The sequence below is a fragment of the Aliidiomarina sp. genome (assembly GCF_047920995.1).
Taxonomy (GTDB): Bacteria; Pseudomonadota; Gammaproteobacteria; order Enterobacterales; family Alteromonadaceae; genus Aliidiomarina.
The window spans coordinates 54,339-72,304 of sequence record NZ_JBLRWZ010000009.1 but is presented as its reverse complement, the minus strand read 5'-3'; the positions used below and the strand labels follow the sequence as shown (position 1 = coordinate 72,304).

The following is a 17,966-nucleotide window of genomic DNA, read 5'->3' as shown; positions in this document are numbered from 1 at the left end:
CGAGTGAACGCACTTTCAGCGCCCAGGCGGGTTGCACTTGTTGGCCAAGGTAGCCGATATCGGCGCGAGTGAGTTCGCCGAAACAGAGCATGGGCTTGGAGCTCTGCTGAAACGGCAAAATACCCGCTAAAATTTTCAATAAGGTAGTTTTTCCAGCGCCATTTTCGCCGAAAACGCCCGTAACAGCGCCGAAATTAAAGATTGTGCTGATATTGTTCAGTACTTGGCGATTGGCATAGGCGTAGCTTAGGTTTTGTATCTGAATTGCCTGCTTATCTATATTCACATGCGTGCTCATCGCTCGCTCCCCCATAATGATCCGGAAAGGTTGTGCTGAATGAGCAGCATTAGGAAGAACGGGCCGCCGATTAAGGTGGCCATTACGCCCACTTTTAGTTCGCTGGTGGTGGGGATAATTTGTACGAGGATGTCCATCCAGAGCACTAACAGTGCACCCGCGAGCATGCTGCTGGTGAGTAATCGGCGCGGATCGCCGTGTACGAATGGACGCAGCAAGTGCGGCACGATAAGGCCAACAAAGCCAATTACGCCAGTTACGGCCACGGCGCCGCCTACCAATAAGGCGCTGCCGATGAGAATTTTGCCGCGCTGCACGGTGCCATTGAAGCCCATGGAGGTTGCGGTTTCTTCGCCGAGGGTAAGCGCTTGTAAATAACGTCCGGTGGCGAACGCGAGTATTGCGCCCACGAAAATAAATGGAGCGATAAGTAAAATTTGCGAGATATCGCGGTTGCCAAGTGAGCCCATTAACCAAAAGCTGATTTCTTGCATTGCGAACGGGCTAGGTGCCATGCTCAGTGCCAATGCAATAAGCCCGGAGAGCAGGGCGGATACGGCCACCCCGGCGAGGATTAGAGTGGTGATGCTGGCGCGTAAACCGGCGATGGCCACTACAATAAATAATGCGATGGCGCTGCCGGTAACGGCGCTGATGGGTAATAGCCAGGAATACCAAGTGGCGAAGCCGAAGTAGAGCACGATAACGGCGGCGAGCGCGGCACCGCTGGATACGCCAATAATGCCGGGCTCGGCCAGTGGATTGCGCAGTAAGCCTTGCATGGCCGCGCCGGCGAGGCCAAGTGCGGCGCCGGTAATGAGCGCGAGTAATACGCGGGGCATGCGGATATCGAACAAAATTTGTTGCTCTGGAGCTGCCAGTAGCGCGTTGTTTTCAGTGAAAATGCCCGTAATGAGCGTATGCCATACATCAATGGGGTAATTGCCAACATTGAGCGCGGCGATGCTGCTGATGAGGATCAGGGCAATTAAAATCAGCCGATGTTTCATTTATTATTCTCCGCCGCGGGCGTTGTTGCTTGTTTACTGGAGTTTTGTGTATTGGAATGCTGCAATTGATAGCGCAAAATTGCAATGGCCTCCGGCAACCGTTGCCCCATGCAACCACTGAGTTCTCGTGGTAGATAAATCGTGAGCACATCGCTGCGCTGCTGGTAATTGCGCAGGGATTTATGCATTAGATTAAGGTGCGCAAGCGCGAACGTGGTGGGTGCGTTTTCATTAGCCGCAGTGGTTCGCTCATGATTGGCATCGTGCATGTTAACCTTGCCATCCAATAACAATACCTGTGGTTGCCAAGCGATCACATCTTCCAAATTTATCCGCACCAAACCATCGCCATTGCGCGCCGCCAAGTTCTCTAACCCCAAATACTCCAGCAACTCATTGAGCAGGTTGTTACCGCCAAAACTCCACTGGTTCGCCTGCAGCGCGAGCGCCGAGAGAATGGGGTCAGTGAGCGCGGTGTCAGACCCCGTTTTCTCTGTCCCCACCCCGATATTCCCGTGTGGCTTGGGCTGCAGCTCGGTGCCAGAGGAAGTGGTGTCAGACACCGCGCTCACTGACCCCTTTCTCCCGCGGAGCGCGGCGAGATCGCGGTGGGCGAGGGTGGGCTGGCTGAGCACGGTGGCGAGTTCGCGGAAGAAGGTGGCGGAGCCAGCGAAGCTATTGGGTTCGGCGAGCACGGTTACGGGCAAGCCATGGTTGCGGAAATTATTCAGGGTGATGGGGGAGTTAAATTGTCCGGCGATAATAATATCGGGTTGAATTTGTAGCATTTGTTCAATGCGGCCTTGGTGCTCTCCCGCTGGAAAGAGGGTGAAATTGGCATCTTCGTGCTGCTGCCAGCGTGCGAGAACAAAATCGATGCAGTAATTCATAGAGGCAACGCGCAGCGGAACTGGTTCCGCATCGGCTTCACCATTAATCACCGCTGAACCTGCAACCGCGGCAGTAGAGCCAGCAGCCGAAATAAAGAGGCCCAAAATGAATAGAATTAGTTGGTAATTGCGCAAGCGGGTTCCCCTCATGCAGCCCATCCCTTATTATGTTTTGCAGGCATTATCCTTTGCTGCCTCCGCGAGGGCAAGCTGGATACCTTTCAAATAAAAAGAGAGCAATAATGGCGAAGCAAAAAACCGCTTATGTATGTACCGATTGTGGGGCCGATTATCCGCGCTGGCAAGGGCAGTGCAGTGAATGTAAGGCTTGGAACACCATTGCCGAAGTGCGCTTAGGTTCCACGCCATCTCGTGGCGCAGTGCGTACCGGTTTTGCCGGCTTAACGGAATCGAAGGTGCAAACGTTAAGTGAAGTGGATTTGCAGCAAGTGCCGCGCTTCTCAAGTACCTTTTCAGAGCTTGATCGCGTGCTAGGTGGCGGCATTGTGCCGGGCTCGGCGATTTTGATTGGCGGTTCTCCGGGTGCCGGTAAAAGTACCTTGTTGCTGCAAACCATGTGTAAGCTTTCGGAAACCATGCCCGCGCTTTATGTAACGGGCGAGGAATCGTTACAGCAGGTGGCCATGCGGGCTCAGCGTTTGAACCTTCCTACCAATAAATTGCGCATGCTGGCAGAAACGTCGGTAGAAGTAATCACTCAGCTCGCCGACCAAGAAAAACCCAAGATCATGGTAATCGATTCGATTCAGGTAATGCATTTGGCCGATATTCAATCGGCGCCTGGTAGTGTTTCGCAAGTGCGCGAAACCGCCGCCTACCTTACCCGTTACGCAAAGCAGAATAACGTGGCCATTTTCATGGTGGGGCACGTTACTAAAGATGGCTCGCTCGCCGGCCCGAAAGTGCTGGAACATTGTATTGATTGCTCCATTATTTTGGATGGCGATAGCGATTCTCGCTACCGCACTTTGCGCGGTACGAAAAACCGCTTCGGCGCCGTAAATGAGCTCGGCGTATTCGCCATGATGGGCGATGGTATGAAAGAAGTGAAAAACCCTTCTGCCATTTTTCTCAGCCGCGGTGAAGAGCATGGCAGCGGCTCGGTAGTGCTTACCGTTTGGGAAGGCACGCGGCCGCTATTAGTTGAAATACAGGCCTTAGTAGATAGCTCGCAGTTGTCGAATCCACGCCGGGTTGCCGTGGGCACCGAGCAAAATCGTTTGGCATTATTGCTCGCCGTTTTGCATCGTCATGGCGGCCTGATGCTCGGCGATCAAGATGTATTTGTGAACGTAGTGGGCGGCGTGAAAGTTACCGAAACCGGCTCCGATTTAGCCTTGTTGCTCGCTATTGTTTCCAGCTACCGCGATCAGCTGTTGCCGCGCGATATGATCGTGTTTGGGGAAGTAGGGCTTTCAGGGGAAATTCGGCCGGTGCCAAACGGCGGCGATCGTATTAATGAAGCGGCTAAGCACGGCTTTAAGCGCGCCATTGTACCGATTGCCAATGTACCCAAGAATCCGCCTGCCGGCATGCAAGTGCAAGGCGTGAAGAATATCGCCGAGGCGCTGGAATTACTGTAGGCCGAGTTAGTAAGTAGATGCGTGCCGCGGCTTCAGCCCGCTGGCACGCGCCAAGCCCTAATCACTAGGCACAAAAAACACTAGGCACAAAAAAAGCGCAACTGGCAAATGCCATGCGCTTCTAAGAATTGGCAGGGGCGGAGGGATTCGAACCCCCAACCGTCGGTTTTGGAGACCGCTGTTCTACCAATTGGAACTACGCCCCTGCAACAGCGCTGAATTATACCGAGCATCTATGCGGCGGCAAGTGTTTTATTCTAAAACCAAAACGTTTGCACGGTTTTTAAGCGATTTATGTAACTTAAGCAATGTAATCTATGAAAGTAGCGCATGAATTTTGTTCATGCTTAAAAACATTTTAGCTATTTCTTTTTTACCACCGCTATCTAATCTAACAAAGCCTAATGAGTGATAGAAATTGATAGCGTTTGGATCTGCATCTAAATAAACCCCGAAAACTCCTACCTCTTTGGATGCTTTATATACTCGGTGCAAAGCATCAGAAATTATTTTCTTCCCGATACCTTGCCCCTGAAGCTTGCGCTCGACGCCAAGCATTATCAATCGAACGCATGGTATATCTCGTGGAAAGCTATTCGCAGAGATTGCAGCCATATCGCTAGCCAATAACTTGAACGAAGCGAGTGTGTAAAAAGCGGAAAAGCGTTCATTGTTACCTTGATCAAGCAAAACATAAGCTTGGGAAAACCCATTGCGCACTTGCTTTTTTAACGAGGCGTGAACAAATTTGTTAATGACCTTATTCCCGCAATCAAAGGATTTTTGTTGGAAATAGGTTTTGTTAACATCATATCGCTCGATTATAAATGGCTTACCGCTCATCGAACTTTCCTGCTGCTAGTAAATCACGCAACGCATTGGTTGGTGCTGCAGGTTTTGCTAGAGCATTGTATAGCGCTTTCTGCTCTTCCATTTGCAGCTGTGTTTGCTCAATAACATCGCGCGCGGCTTTAAGCGCGGGCTCGATAATAAATGTTGTCATATCCACACCGCGAATCTGCGCCGCTTGCGCAAGTAAATCTTTGTTATGTTGTGTTGTTTTTAAATCTAAACGGGCATTTTTTTTTAAGGTTAATGCTGACATGATATCTCCCTCGCCGTGGCCTGATAAGGAAAAGCTGAAATTCTTGGTACGGCAATTGTACGTATGAAGAATTTTAGCACAGTGGAAATTAAACGCAAGCGAACGTATGATGTACGTACGCTTGCAATAGGGGGAAATGAAGGTGTGAAATGAATAGCAGTATTTATTGCGTGATGCTTAACCAGAGGCGTTGACCAGAGGCGTTCAGCCGAAAATTAAAAGATTAGCGCTTACTTAGTGCCAAAAATCTTATCACCGGCATCACCCAAACCTGGCAAAATATAGCCGTGCTCATTTAGGCGCTCGTCCATGGCTGCCGCATAAATGGTTACATCTGGATGCTCTACCAATACCCGCTGCACGCCTTCTGGCGCCGCTACGAGCACCAAAATGCGTATCTCTTTGCAGTTGTGTTTTTTCAGCATATCGAGGGTAGCTACCATTGAGCCGCCAGTAGCTAGCATTGGATCAATCACCAGCGCCATGCGCTCATCAATATTGCTGGTGAATTTCTCATAATAAGGTACCGGCTCAAGGGTTTCTTCATCACGGTATAAGCCCACCACGCTTACTTTGGCGCTGGGAATCAGCTGTAACACGCCGTCCATCATGCCCAAACCAGCCCGCAAAATTGGCACGATGGTTATTTTCTTGCCTTTAATGCGCTGCACGTTAATCGGGCTACCCGCCCAGCCATCAATTTCCGTACTTTCGAGCTCTAGATCTTTGGTGGCTTCATAGGTTAACAAGTTGCCTAGTTCGTTCGCTAGTTCGCGGAAGTTCTTGGTGCTGATATCGGCCGCACGCATTAAACCAATTTTGTGCTGAATTAGCGGGTGCTTAATAACATGAATACTCATCGGGGCCTCTTTAAATGCATGAATTTCCCCAAGTATAACGGAATTCTTCGCGTTCGGGGAACGGCTTGCGCGCTTCCGGGCAGTGTGGCTTTCGAGAGCTGAAGCCCTCGGCACCGCCAGAGACGCCGCAAGTACTTCCATGTAGGCTTGGCTGCCGCATCCCTGCGGCAGACACTCTGGCTGGTGCTTGAGGGCTTCAGCTCTCGCAAGCCACACTGCCCTCGCGCACGCAAGCACCATCCCTGCGGCAGACACTCTGGCGGTGCCGAGGGCGCAAGCTCTCGCAAGCCAAACCGTTCCCTCACACCCGCAAGCAGCCCCAACTTCACTCCGCTGATGCATTAAAAAAGTGCTGTGGTACAATTGCTGTGATTTCTATTTCTAACAGGAACTGTGAGGCATATGGCTCAATATATTTATAGTATGTTGCGGGTGAGCAAAGTAGTGCCGCCGAAACGTACCATTTTAAAAGATATTTCCCTTAGCTTTTTCCCTGGCGCAAAGATTGGTGTACTCGGCCTGAATGGTTCGGGTAAATCAACATTGCTGCGCATTATGGCTGGTATCGATAAAGAGTTTGAGGGAGAAGCGCGCCCGCAGCCGGGTATCAACATCGGCTATTTGCCGCAGGAACCGCAGTTGGATCCGAGTAAAACTGTGCGTGAAACCGTTGAAGAAGCCTTGAGCGATGTGAAAGATGCATTGGTTGAGCTGGATGAAATTTACGCTGCCTATGCGGAAGAAGATGCTGATTTCGATGCACTGGCGAAGCGCCAAGGTGAGTTGGAAGCGATTTTAGCTACCAAAGAAGGCCACAACCTTGAGAATGCTCTTGAGCGCGCTGCCGATGCGCTGCGTTTACCGCCTTGGGATGCCAAGATTGCAACGCTATCGGGTGGTGAACGCCGCCGGGTTGCGATTTGCAGATTGCTTCTCGAAAAGCCGGATATGTTGTTGCTAGATGAGCCAACGAACCACTTGGATGCTGAATCAGTTGCTTGGCTAGAGCGCTTCTTGCACGATTATGAGGGCACTGTGGTAGCCATTACCCATGACCGTTATTTCTTGGATAACGTGGCGGGCTGGATACTTGAACTGGATCGCGGTTACGGCATTCCGTGGGAAGGCAACTACTCGAGCTGGCTTGAGCAAAAAGATGCGCGTTTAGCGCAAGAAGAGCGCGGCGAAGCGGCTCGTCAGAAATCGATTAAGAAAGAGCTTGAGTGGGTGCGGCAGAATCCGAAAGGTAGGCAAGCGAAGAGCAAGGCGCGTTTGAACCGCTTTGAAGAGCTGCAATCGGGTGATTACCAAGCCCGTAACGAAACCAACGAGCTGTATATTCCGCCGGGCCCACGTTTGGGCGATAAGGTGCTGGAAGTGAATGGCTTGAAGAAAAGCTATGGCGATCGCGTTCTGATAGACGATTTAACTTTTAGTATGCCGAAAGGCGCCATTGTGGGCATTATCGGCCCGAATGGTGCGGGTAAATCTACGTTGTTCCGCATGATTAGCGGCAAAGAGCAGCCAGATGCAGGCACCGTGGAACTTGGCGAAACCGTGGTGTTGGCCTCGGTTGATCAGTTCCGTGATGATATGGACGATAAGAAAACGGTGTGGCAAGAAATTTCTGATGGCCAAGATATTCTGCGCATCGGAACTTATGAAGTGCAAAGCCGTGCCTACGTGGGCCGCTTTAACTTCCGTGGCAACGATCAGCAGAAGTTCATTGGTGAGCTTTCTGGTGGTGAACGCAACCGAGTGCATTTGGCGAAGCTGCTGCGCGCTGGCGGCAACTTGTTGCTGCTCGATGAGCCTACCAACGATCTTGATGTGGAAACTTTGCGGGCATTGGAAGATGCGCTATTGGAATTCCCGGGCGCTGCCATGGTGATTTCGCATGATCGCTGGTTCTTGGATCGTATTGCTACGCACATTCTGGATTACCGCGATGAAGGGCAAGTGAGCTTCTTCGAAGGTAACTACACGGAATACGAAGAGTACATGAAGAAAACGCACGGCGCCGATGCGATGAACCCGCACCGCATCAAATACAAAAAAGCCGTGAAGTAACGTTCAACCTTAAACGCGTTTCTTGGGGGTGGGGCAGCACCGCCGGAGACGCCGCAAGTACATCCATGTAGGCTTGGCTGCCGCATCCATGCGGCAAACACTCCGGCTGGTGCTATCCCCACCACCAAGTGCGTTTATGATTGAACGTTACTTGTTGTTATAAGCGCGAACATTTCTAGATTCATTATTCCCAGAACACTCTCGCCTTGGAAGCTCTTTCCACACCCACGGCCGAGCGGCTACCATTTGCGCGCGTTGTGCGGTATAATGAGCGCTTGATTTTTGGGCGATATTTCACCGTTTATTAGGAGTAGGCATGTCTGGTTCTGAGATGACAATTGCTGGGTTTGACCCGGAACTGTGGGCGGCTATGCAAGCCGAAGTTGTACGCCAAGAAGAGCATATCGAGCTGATTGCTTCAGAGAATTATACTAGCCCGCGCGTGCTTGAAGCGCAGGGTTCTCAGTTAACCAACAAATATGCCGAAGGCTATCCGGGCAAGCGCTATTACGGCGGTTGTGAGTATGTGGATATTGCGGAAAATTTGGCGATTGAGCGCGCGAAAGAATTGTTTGGTGCGAAGTTTGCGAACGTGCAACCGCACGCTGGTTCGCAAGCCAATACGGCGGTATTTATGGCCTTATGTAAGGCTGGCGATACGGTGTTGGGAATGAGCTTGGCGCATGGTGGCCATTTAACCCATGGCTCGCACGTGAATTTCTCGGGCGTGAACTACAACGCGGTGCAATATGGCCTGCATCCGGAAACGGGTGAAATTCATTACGATCAGGTGCGTGAATTGGCGCATGAGCACAAGCCGAAGATGATTATTGCTGGTTTTTCAGCGTACTCTGGCATTGTGGATTGGCAGAAATTCCGCGATATCGCCGATGAAGTGGGTGCTTACCTGCTGGTAGATATGGCGCACGTGGCTGGTTTGGTGGCGGCGGGCTTGTACCCGAATCCGGTGCCCATTGCAGATGTGGTAACTACTACTACGCATAAAACCTTAGCTGGCCCGCGCTCTGGTTTGATTTTGAGCGGCAAAGACGATGCGGATTTGCATAAGCGCTTGAATAGCTCGGTGTTCCCGGGCAACCAAGGTGGCCCGTTAATGCACGTGATTGCTGCGAAAGCGGTGGCATTTAAAGAAGCGTTGCAGCCTGAGTTTAAAGAATATCAAAAGCAAGTGTTAAAGAACGCTAAAGCGATGGTGCGTGTTATGCAAGAGCGTGGCTACGATATCGTTTCTGGTGGTACTGAAAACCATTTGTTTTTAGTGGATTTAATTAACAAAAACATCACGGGTAAAGATGCGGATGCGGCACTTGGCCGTTCGTTCATTACGGTGAATAAGAACTCGGTGCCGAATGATCCGCGTTCGCCGTTTGTTACCTCTGGCTTGCGTTTGGGTACTCCGGCAATTACGCGCCGTGGTTTCCAAGAAGCAGAAGCCGAGCAGGTAGCACACTGGATTTGCGATGTGTTAAATGCAGTAAAAGAAGATGGTACGAGCGATAGCGCTGTTGAAGCGCGCGTTCGTGATGAAGTGAAAGCGTTGTGTGCGCGCTTCCCGGTGTACGCTAAAAAGGCGTAGGCCCTCATATTAGGCTGGATAGTAGGCCTAATATAAAGCTCAGTAATTAGCGTGTGTGAGTAGGGGCTGGCCCTTTGCTTGCGCACTCTGAAAGGAATAAACATTCTATGCATTGCCCATTTTGCTCTGAGCAAGATACGAAAGTAATTGATTCACGCTTGGTGGCGGACGGTATGTCGGTTCGCCGCCGGCGTGAATGCAATGCCTGCAAAGAACGGTTTACTACGTTTGAAAGCGCAGAATTGGTAATGCCACGAGTGATTAAAAGCAACGGTGCGCGCGAACCTTTTAACGAGGATAAGTTGCGTGCTGGCCTGCTACGTTCATTGGAGAAACGTCCGGTGAGCCTAGAGGCGATGGAGCAAACCATCAATCGTATCAAATCTAAACTGCGCGCTACTGGCGAACGAGAAGTTTCTAGTAAACTGATTGGCAGTTTGGTGATGGATCAACTCAAGCAACTCGATAAAGTTGCTTATATTCGCTTTGCGTCGGTTTACCGTTCGTTTGAGGATATTCGCGACTTCGGCGCGGAGATCGCTCGTTTAGATGACTAAAATTACCTTCACAGAAACAGATACCTATTATATGCAACGTGCACTTGAGCTTGCTGCTCAAGGGCGCTTTACCACTCATCCTAATCCAAACGTTGGCTGCGTTGTTGTTGATTTTTCGAACGACAAAGCGGGCGAAGTTGTGGGCGAAGGCTTTCATGAGCGTGCTGGCGAAGCCCATGCAGAAGTGAATGCATTGGCTGCAGCTGGCGATGCCGCGAAGGGCGCAACGGTTTACGTTACACTTGAACCGTGCAATCACACTGGCCGTACACCGCCATGTGTTGATGCGTTGATCAAGGCAGACGTGGCGCGCGTAGTAGTAGCGTTGGAAGACCCGTTCCCGAAAGTGGCGGGTGCTGGTATTAAACGGTTAAAGAAAGCGGGTATTAAAGTTGAAGTGGGGTTACTCGAGCGAGAAGCTTACGCGATAAGCCGCGGTTTCTTTACTTGCCATAAGCTTGGCCGGCCGTATGTGCAGTTGAAAATGGCGGCATCAATTGATGGCCGCACGGCGTTGGCGAACGGTAAGAGTAAGTGGATTACTGGCCATGAAGCACGTGCCGATGTGCAAGTAGGGCGCGCGCAAGCGGGCGCTATTTTAACGGGCGCTGGCACGGTGTTGGCGGATGATCCGGTATTGAATGTGCGGCCTACGGAGTTTCCTACGGGCACGGTATATCCGGGTGAACCAGGCAAGCAAGATGTTCGCCAGCCGGTGCGGGTGATTATTGATCACCGCGGTGAAGTGAAGCCAGATGCTAAATTATTTACCTGTGGTGGCCCGGTATGGTTAATTCGTGCGAGTGCCAGTGGCATGCAGTTGCCGGAAAATGCGGAAGAAATCGTAATGGAAACAGGCGTTACGGGGCGCATTGATTTAACGGCCTTGTTGCAGCTGATCGCCGAGCGCGGCATTCATACGGTTTGGGTTGAAGCTGGTGCGCGATTGGCAGGGGCACTGTTAACTGCCGAATTGGTAGATGAATTGGTTGTGTATATGGCGCCGAAATTATTGGGCGATCAAAGTGTGGGCATGTTCCATTTGGGCAACATTACACATATGGATAAAGTGCCGGTGTGGGAATATAGCTCAGTGGAATCGATAGGCACCGACGTGAAAATGGTATTAACCAAAACTGCTGGTTTTGGTTTGCGGTAAGCAGCGTTAGCTGTACACCATGAATCTGAGGATACATAGATGTCGAGTTTAACGGGGTTGAATAGCACCGAAGAAATTATTGCCGATATTAAAGCCGGCAAAATGGTGATTCTCATGGACGATGAAGATCGTGAGAATGAAGGCGATTTGATTATGGCTGCGGAGTGCGCAACGCCCGCAGCGATCAACTTTATGGCCCGTTATGGCCGTGGGTTGATTTGTTTAACGCTTACCGAAGCGCGCTGTCAGCAGTTGCAGTTGCCGTTAATGGTTGGCCAAAATAATTCACCTTATGCTACGAATTTCACCGTTTCAATTGAAGCTGCTGAAGGTGTAACCACGGGTATTTCTGCAGCAGACCGAGCGCAAACTGTGCTGGCTGCGGTTGCGCGTGATGCAAAACCTAGTGATTTGGTAATGCCAGGGCATATCTTTCCGTTGAAAGCTCGCCAAGGCGGTGTTTTGAATCGAGCAGGGCATACGGAAGCTGGTTGTGATTTAGCACGTTTAGCGGGCTATGAGCCTGCCTCTGTAATCGTTGAGATTTTGAATGAAGATGGCAGTATGGCGCGCCGTCCTGATTTAGAGAAGTTTGCTGCTGAGCACGATATTAAAATGGGTACGATTGCGGATTTAATCGAGTATCGCTCGATGAAAGAGCAAACCGTGCATCGTGTAGCGGAGTGTAAGTTACCTACCGCCTATGGTGAGTTTGATTTAATTACCTACCAAGACACGGTTGATGGCCAAGTGCATTTTGCCTTGGTAAGCGGCGAAGTGAAGGGTGATGAGCCCACCTTGGTGCGGGTGCATTTGCAAGATACCTTCAATGATTTGCTGGCTACGGAACGCGCTGCGCGCCGCAGTTGGCCGCTATATCGGGCAATGCGCCGGATTGGTGAAGAGGGTGGTGTATTTGTGTTGTTGAGTAAGCAGCAAAGCCCGCAGGATTTAATTGAGCAGGTACGCTTTTTTGCCCAGCAAGATCGCGGCGAAGCGCGCGTTGGTGCTACGCAATCGAATGAATCACGTAATGTGGGCGTAGGCTCACAGATTCTTGCCGATATTGGTGTGCACCAAATGCGCCTATTAAGCTCGCCGAAAAAATATTCAGCCCTTTCTGGCTTTGGCTTGGAAGTGGTGGAATTTATCGAAGACAAATAGTGCCGCTCACCTTTTAAGCAAACAGTGGCGGCACGGTTGTGTTAGCCCATGCTTTCAGGGATAATGCGCGCTGGTGGCCCCATTGGTCCCCTCGCAACATGAACCAGCGAACTCGGTCAGGCCCGGAAGGGAGCAGCCGTAGTTGGGGTAATGTGTGCCGGGGTGCGGCTGGTGGGGTCACCTCTTTTTTGCCTCGAATTCAGCTATTACTCACACTCTCGTTCGCCACCATATCCCACCACGCCGCTTCACCACTATGTTAACCCTCCGCTAAGCCACTCTAGTTTTCTGGCCTGACCAGTGATATGTTTAGGTACTGATGTACAAAAGTGGAAAATGAAATGAGTGAATTTGTAACGATTTCAGAAACAAATAACATTGTGCGGGTGCACTTGAACCGGCCGCAAAAGCGCAATGCGCTTACCCAAGATATGTATGCGGCAATGACACAAGCGTTGCAAGATGCAGAAGCGCGCGATGATATTGCTGCGGTGGTGTTGTCGGGTGAGGGCGATCTGTTTTGTGCGGGCAATGATTTAGGTGATTTTCTCAAGCATGGCGAACTGAAATCAGATTCGCCGGTATTTCAATTCCTGCAAACTATCTCTTCCGTTAATGTAACCGTTGTGGCGGCGGTGCAAGGCGCGGCTGTGGGCATTGGTACAACCATACTGCTGCATTGCGATTTAGTGTATGCCGCTGAAGGTACGCAGTTTGTGATGCCGTTCGTAGATATGGGCTTGGTGCCGGAAGCCGGTTCGAGCCAGTTAATTTCTGCACTTTGTGGCCATGCGAAAGCGGCCGAGCTGTTGTTACTTGCTGAACAATTTGATGCGGCGAAAGCTTATGAGCTGAATATTGTAAATAAAGTAGTTCCGGCAGCAGAGTTGGCTGCTACCGTACAAGCTGTAGCCGATAAGTTAGCGGCGAAGCCGGTGCGTTCGTTGCGCCTCAGTAAGAAATTGATGAAAACCCAGCCCGAACCAATTAATGATCGCATTCAACGCGAGCTGGTGGATTTCTTACAGGTGCTTGCCAGCCCCGAAACTCAAGCCATTATCGCCGCAAAAGCGAAGCGCTAAACACTGTTCGGCAGCTTAGCTGTGTACCCTGGCCGCTGGTATTAGCCAGAGTGTCTGCCACATGGATGTGGCAGCCAAGCCTATATGGATATACTTGCGGCGTCTCTGGCAATACCTGCGGCCAGGGTGCAACGGTGAAGCTAGCTCCAGAGCTCGCCAATAGTGGTGTTCGGGGAATAGTGGTGGGCGATTTGCGCCTGTAACAGCTCGCCGGTGGCAAGAGCATCGGTAATGGCATCGTGTGGATGATACCAAGGCAAACCATAGCGTGTGCGGCTATCGGCGAGGCGAATGGATACCTGCTTTTCGCCTCGGAACCGTTGCCATAAGGTGAGTTGTTGTTGCCGATGTAGGCGCGCTTCCAAGTGCATGGTGTCAATTACAGGAAACTCGATAGGTTCACCAATACGTTCTTCAATTGCGGCCGCTAAAAATGGCCGCTCAATGCCTTGGTAATGTACTACCAATAAACGGCCAGCAAGAAATTCGAGCACCTCTTCTAAGATATCAATAAAATCCGGCGCTTGCTGAATTTGCGAGTGGGTAATACCGTGGATAACAACCGATTCTGCAGGCAAATTCCGGCGTGGTTTTGCTAACCACATGCGCGCTTGTTGTTGAGAAATACGCTGTAAGTTCATCGGTATCGCGCCGATGCTAAGGATACCGTGTTCGGCGGCATTCAGGCCGGTGGTTTCGAAATCGAGTACCATCATGGGTACTTCGCTAATAGGCATGTTGGCATCGGTGATACCCGCATCTAACCCCGCTTGATAAAACTTTTTTAAACGCGGATCGTGGGCGTTTTCAGCGAGATGCTGGAAACGTTCTTGCCAGTTTACGCGTTGCCAATCTGTGCTTGGCTGGCTATATCGCTGGGAGGGAATGCTGGGCGTGGGGACATCGTGCTCGGGCACTTTGTGTAACGATTTTTCCCGCTCAGAATCGCCCCCCTCGCTGTTGTTGCGGCGAAACATTAGGTGGCTCCGGGCGGGTAGCGGAAACGCATGTAACGCTGGGCGCTGGAGAGTATCTGAAACGCATCTTTTAGATTTTTGCGCTCAAAATCAGATAGGTTCTCCGGTGCTACATTGTTATCTGGCTTTTCGCCTTGCTCAATAGCCAGTGCCTGATGGCGAATTCGCACCATGGATATTAACTCGAGGGCATCTCGTAAATCGGGCCCGCGGCCTGGCGGTAAAATGTTGGCTTCCATTACATCTTCGAGGCGTGCGAAGGAGTTACGAGCGCGCGAACCGATCGCGAGTGAGTGCACCCGAATTAAATCGGCTAGCGGTGCGGTGCCGCGGCGTTTGATGTTGATAGAGTTGTTATGTTTGCCATCTTTTTCCATCACGAAATCTTTAAAGAAGCCGAGTGGCGGTGTGCGGTTTAAAGCATTGCGCGCCATAAACGCGAGGAAGCGGTTACTGCGCATGGCTTTGCGTTGCACCAACTCGTTCAGTAATTTGGCGTAATCGATTTCTCCCCAAACGCCCTCTAAATCGAAGAATATTGAGGCGTGCAACAATGCTTCGGGGGTGGGATCATCTACCCAGCGAGTGAAATATTCTTGCCATACTTTTAAGGGTTGCCGCCATTCTGGATTGGTGGCCATGATATAGCCGGTGCAGTAGGTGTACCCGCAGGCATCAAGGCCATCGCTAACAAACTGGGCAAGCTGACGAAAATATTCATCATGCTGCTCGGGATCAAAGCTATCGTGCAATACCATGGCGTTATCTTGATCGGTAACAACGCTTTGCTCATCACGCGCCATAGAGCCCAGCGCGAGAAAACAATAAGGCACCGGTGGTGGGCCAAACTTCTCTTCCCCAAGCTCGAGCAGCCGCTGTTTAAAGCTGCGGCCAATAACGGCCATAGATGAACCGATCATGCGTGAATTGGCATCTTCATTTACCATGCGCACAAAACTGGCTTGTACATCGGGCACTAGGGTAGCGAGCTCTGCAATTGAGTTTTGCCGGAAGATGCTACTTACCACAAACAAGCTGTTCTTTGATTCGTGGCGCACCACATCGGATAACGAAAGTACGCCAATGGTGCGGTTTTTCTTCAGTACCGGCAAATGATGCAAGTTTCGCCTAAGCATAATAAGCATGGCTTCAAAAACGCGTTGGTTGTGCTCTACAAACACTAACCCGGTAGACATTACTTCACGCACTGGGGTGCTATCGGCCAAGCCTACGGCCAGCACGCGTTTGCGCAGATCCTTATCGGTAATAACACCGCTTGGTGGCGCATCTTCTGCTGTGGAAGCCTCTGTATCGAAAATAAGCAATGAGCTTACTTCTTCGTTGGTCATTTTCTCTGCTGCTTCGCGAATACTTGCATCGGCAGAGATACTTACAGGTTCTCGGCTAATGAGAGTTTCGATGGTTACCGACATTAAATCGTTGGCGTTTTGATTACGCCGCATGGCGCGCTTTAAGCGTTGGCGATCTTCGGTTTCTACCGCATCGGCAAACTCTTCGTATTCATCATAAAAACGATTGAACAGTTCGCCGGGTAGGAAATAGAGCAAAGTATCTTCAATGGCATGAGCCGGATAGCGAACCCTGCCGTTGCGAAGTAACCCTGCTTCGGCAAAAAAACCGCCATCACTGAGGCGGTTATAGAGCTCGCCGGTGCGGTGAAAAACTTCCACCGCACCGCTGCGAATAATATGTAGATCGGCTACTTGCTGATTGTGTTCAAGAATTTGGCTGCCAGCTTTAAAGTAACCTACTTCAATGCTTTGTGCCGCTGCAGCGAGCTCCTCTTCAGGGAGCTCGGTGAAGGGCGAATACTGGCGAATAAACTCCAGAACCTCAATGTGCTCAGCTTCCATTAAACCCCTCTAGGTTCGCTTAATAACCCCTTCACTAAGGCCACACAGGAAGCGAGTAGCACAATGGTGAACGGGAAGCCCGCTGATACCGCCATCGCTTGTAGCGCAATGAGGCCACCGCCAAGAATTAGTGCGATAGCCACTAAACCTTCGAAGGTACACCAGAACACACGTTGTGCAGTTGGTGCATTTACTTTACCGCCAGCGGCAATGGTATCAATTACCAAGGAACCAGAATCGGAAGAGGTTACGAAGAAGATGATTACTAAGAGAATACCAATGAACGAGGTAACTTGTGCCCACGGCAATATGCTCAACATCGAGAATAGCTGCACTGGCAATTCTGAATTCGCTGCATCGGTAAAGCCACCTACGAATTGGGTAATGGCGGTGCCACCGAATACCGTCATCCACAATACACAGGCGAGTGAAGGAATAATCAACACGGCAATTAAGAATTCACGTACGGTACGGCCACGTGATACACGGGCAATAAACATGCCTACGAACGGTGACCAGGAAATCCACCATGCCCAGTAGAAGGCTGTCCAGCCCTGCGAGAAGTTAGCATCTTCACGGCCCATGGGGTTTGCTAGTGCCGGTAAATTCTGCAGGTAAGCACCAAGGTTGGCGAAGAATCCGGTAAGAATACCGATGGTAGGGCCAACAATGATAACGAATAGCATGAGTAATGCGGCGAGGGTCATGTTAATTTGTGAAAGCCGTTTAACCCCAGCCTCTAATCCGGCAATTACGGATACCAATGCGATAATGGTAATGCCCACAATTAGCACTACCTCCATGGTAATGCCTTCTGGTGTGCCAAATAGATAACTTAAACCAGCAGCGGCTTGCGAGGCCCCTAACCCGAGTGATGTGGCGAGGCCGAATAAGGTAGCGAGTACGGCAAGAATATCAATTACGTGCCCAGGCCAGCCCCAAACGCGCTCACCTAGTAATGGATAGAAAATAGAGCGTACAGTAAGCGGCAGGCCTTTGTTGTATGAGAACAATGCCAAACCAAGCGCTAACACGGCATATATTGCCCATGGGTGCAGTGCCCAATGATAAATGGTAGCTGCCATGCCAAGCCTGCGCGCTGCTTCAACATCGCCTTCAGCACCACCTAACGGAGCCCAATCAACGCGCCCGGCATCGCCCATTTCGGTACCGCCGTAGGCCGCGGTAAAGTGGGAAAGTGGCTCGGAAACCCCGTAAAACATGAGGCCGATACCCATCCCGGCGGCAAACAACATGGAAAACCAACCAAAATAGGAGAAGTTGGCTTCTGCTTCTGTGCCACCAAGCCTTACTTTACCTAATGGCGAGAAAATCAGCACCAAACATAAGATAACGAAGATGTTTGCGGCACTGATAAAGAACCAATCCAAGTTGGCGGTAAGCCAATTTCTGATATTTGAGAAAACTGGTTCTGCGGAGGATTGAAACAATAAAGTAAAAAATACAAATAAAATGATACCAATACCGGAGATAGCAAATACGCGGTTATGAATATCAAGACCGATACCACCGAGTTTAAAGGCGATGTTATCTTGGCCTATTTTATAATCGGTATCGATAGGATTTACTTTGCCATCAGGTTTCATTGGATCTGGTTCATGGGAATCGTTGTGCTTGTCGCTCATCGGGGTACCCTTTTTTTGTGATTGTTTTTTATTAGACTAGTGGCAGAGAAGCCGAAGTGCAACCGTGAATAAC

General features: G+C 50.6%; 16 protein-coding genes, 1 tRNA gene and 1 other RNA gene. 8 read left to right on the top strand and 10 right to left on the bottom strand.

The window, feature by feature from the left end; translation table 11 throughout:
- From ACNA7P_RS04020 to ACNA7P_RS04010, 3 genes are all read right to left on the bottom strand, one after another.
- Positions 1-298: ATP-binding cassette domain-containing protein (locus ACNA7P_RS04020; RefSeq protein WP_416257326.1), on the bottom strand; the 298-nt coding region annotated here is incomplete at its 3' end.
- Complete coding sequence (locus ACNA7P_RS04015) at positions 295-1,308, bottom strand: FecCD family ABC transporter permease (RefSeq protein WP_416257325.1); 1,014 nt, start codon at positions 1,306-1,308, stop codon at positions 295-297. The genes ACNA7P_RS04015 and ACNA7P_RS04020, both read right to left, overlap by 4 nt.
- Positions 1,305-2,348, bottom strand: a complete 1,044-nt coding sequence (locus tag ACNA7P_RS04010; protein ID WP_416257324.1) for a hypothetical protein — start codon at positions 2,346-2,348, stop codon at positions 1,305-1,307. Before ACNA7P_RS04010 ends, ACNA7P_RS04015 begins: the two co-directional genes overlap by 4 nt.
- A gap of 92 nt (positions 2,349-2,440) precedes the next feature.
- On the opposite strand from ACNA7P_RS04010, the gene radA reads away from it, so the two are divergent.
- A complete protein-coding gene (gene radA, locus ACNA7P_RS04005) occupies positions 2,441-3,802 on the top strand; it encodes a DNA repair protein RadA (RefSeq protein WP_416257323.1) in 1,362 nt (453 codons plus the stop codon).
- A 129-nt stretch (positions 3,803-3,931) separates the two neighbouring features.
- On the opposite strand, the gene ACNA7P_RS04000 is transcribed toward radA, so the two are convergent.
- The 4 genes from ACNA7P_RS04000 to upp form a co-directional block, all read right to left on the bottom strand.
- A tRNA-Trp gene (locus ACNA7P_RS04000) sits at positions 3,932-4,008 on the bottom strand.
- Between the two features lie 109 nt (positions 4,009-4,117).
- Positions 4,118-4,645: a GNAT family N-acetyltransferase gene (locus ACNA7P_RS03995; RefSeq protein WP_416257322.1), complete on the bottom strand. Its 528-nt coding sequence runs from the start codon at positions 4,643-4,645 to the stop codon at positions 4,118-4,120.
- On the bottom strand, positions 4,635-4,907 hold the full coding sequence (locus ACNA7P_RS03990) for a DUF1778 domain-containing protein (protein ID WP_416257321.1): 273 nt from the start codon (positions 4,905-4,907) through the stop codon (positions 4,635-4,637). Before ACNA7P_RS03990 ends, ACNA7P_RS03995 begins: the two co-directional genes overlap by 11 nt.
- A gap of 230 nt (positions 4,908-5,137) precedes the next feature.
- Positions 5,138-5,767: a uracil phosphoribosyltransferase gene (gene upp, locus ACNA7P_RS03985; protein ID WP_416257320.1), complete on the bottom strand. Its 630-nt coding sequence runs from the start codon at positions 5,765-5,767 to the stop codon at positions 5,138-5,140.
- Between the two features lie 402 nt (positions 5,768-6,169).
- Between upp and ettA the strand changes: the two genes are divergently transcribed.
- From ettA to ACNA7P_RS03950, 7 genes are all read left to right on the top strand, one after another.
- On the top strand, positions 6,170-7,837 hold the full coding sequence (gene ettA / locus ACNA7P_RS03980) for an energy-dependent translational throttle protein EttA (protein ID WP_416257319.1): 1,668 nt from the start codon (positions 6,170-6,172) through the stop codon (positions 7,835-7,837).
- A 316-nt stretch (positions 7,838-8,153) separates the two neighbouring features.
- Entirely contained in the window at positions 8,154-9,434 is a 1,281-nt protein-coding gene (gene glyA / locus ACNA7P_RS03975; protein WP_416257318.1) for a serine hydroxymethyltransferase, read from the top strand.
- 107 nt (positions 9,435-9,541) lie between these two features.
- Positions 9,542-9,991 (top strand): transcriptional regulator NrdR, encoded by a 450-nt coding sequence (gene nrdR, locus ACNA7P_RS03970; RefSeq protein ID WP_416257317.1) that lies wholly within the window; start codon positions 9,542-9,544, stop codon positions 9,989-9,991.
- Positions 9,984-11,150: a bifunctional diaminohydroxyphosphoribosylaminopyrimidine deaminase/5-amino-6-(5-phosphoribosylamino)uracil reductase RibD gene (gene ribD / locus ACNA7P_RS03965; protein WP_416257316.1), complete on the top strand. Its 1,167-nt coding sequence runs from the start codon at positions 9,984-9,986 to the stop codon at positions 11,148-11,150. The genes nrdR and ribD overlap by 8 nt, the downstream gene beginning before the upstream one ends.
- Before the next feature lie 39 nt (positions 11,151-11,189).
- Positions 11,190-12,314 (top strand): bifunctional 3,4-dihydroxy-2-butanone-4-phosphate synthase/GTP cyclohydrolase II, encoded by a 1,125-nt coding sequence (ribBA, locus tag ACNA7P_RS03960; RefSeq protein ID WP_416257315.1) that lies wholly within the window; start codon positions 11,190-11,192, stop codon positions 12,312-12,314.
- An 80-nt stretch (positions 12,315-12,394) separates the two neighbouring features.
- An RNA gene (ffs, locus tag ACNA7P_RS03955) (signal recognition particle sRNA small type) lies at positions 12,395-12,491 on the top strand.
- A gap of 164 nt (positions 12,492-12,655) precedes the next feature.
- Positions 12,656-13,396 carry an enoyl-CoA hydratase-related protein gene (locus ACNA7P_RS03950; protein WP_416257314.1) on the top strand — a complete coding sequence of 247 codons (741 nt, stop codon included), beginning with the start codon at positions 12,656-12,658 and terminating at the stop codon, positions 13,394-13,396.
- A 140-nt stretch (positions 13,397-13,536) separates the two neighbouring features.
- Here ACNA7P_RS03950 and ACNA7P_RS03945 read toward each other — a convergent pair whose 3' ends face one another.
- From ACNA7P_RS03945 to ACNA7P_RS03935, 3 genes are read right to left on the bottom strand one after another with little or no spacing between them, the layout of a single operon-like run.
- Positions 13,537-14,373, bottom strand: a complete 837-nt coding sequence (locus ACNA7P_RS03945; protein WP_416257313.1) for a 3'-5' exonuclease — start codon at positions 14,371-14,373, stop codon at positions 13,537-13,539.
- On the bottom strand, positions 14,373-16,247 hold the full coding sequence (locus ACNA7P_RS03940; protein ID WP_416257312.1) for a DUF294 nucleotidyltransferase-like domain-containing protein: 1,875 nt from the start codon (positions 16,245-16,247) through the stop codon (positions 14,373-14,375). Before ACNA7P_RS03940 ends, ACNA7P_RS03945 begins: the two co-directional genes overlap by 1 nt.
- On the bottom strand, positions 16,247-17,893 hold the full coding sequence (locus ACNA7P_RS03935) for a BCCT family transporter (RefSeq protein WP_416257311.1): 1,647 nt from the start codon (positions 17,891-17,893) through the stop codon (positions 16,247-16,249). Before ACNA7P_RS03935 ends, ACNA7P_RS03940 begins: the two co-directional genes overlap by 1 nt.
- Positions 17,894-17,966 lie beyond the last annotated feature (73 nt).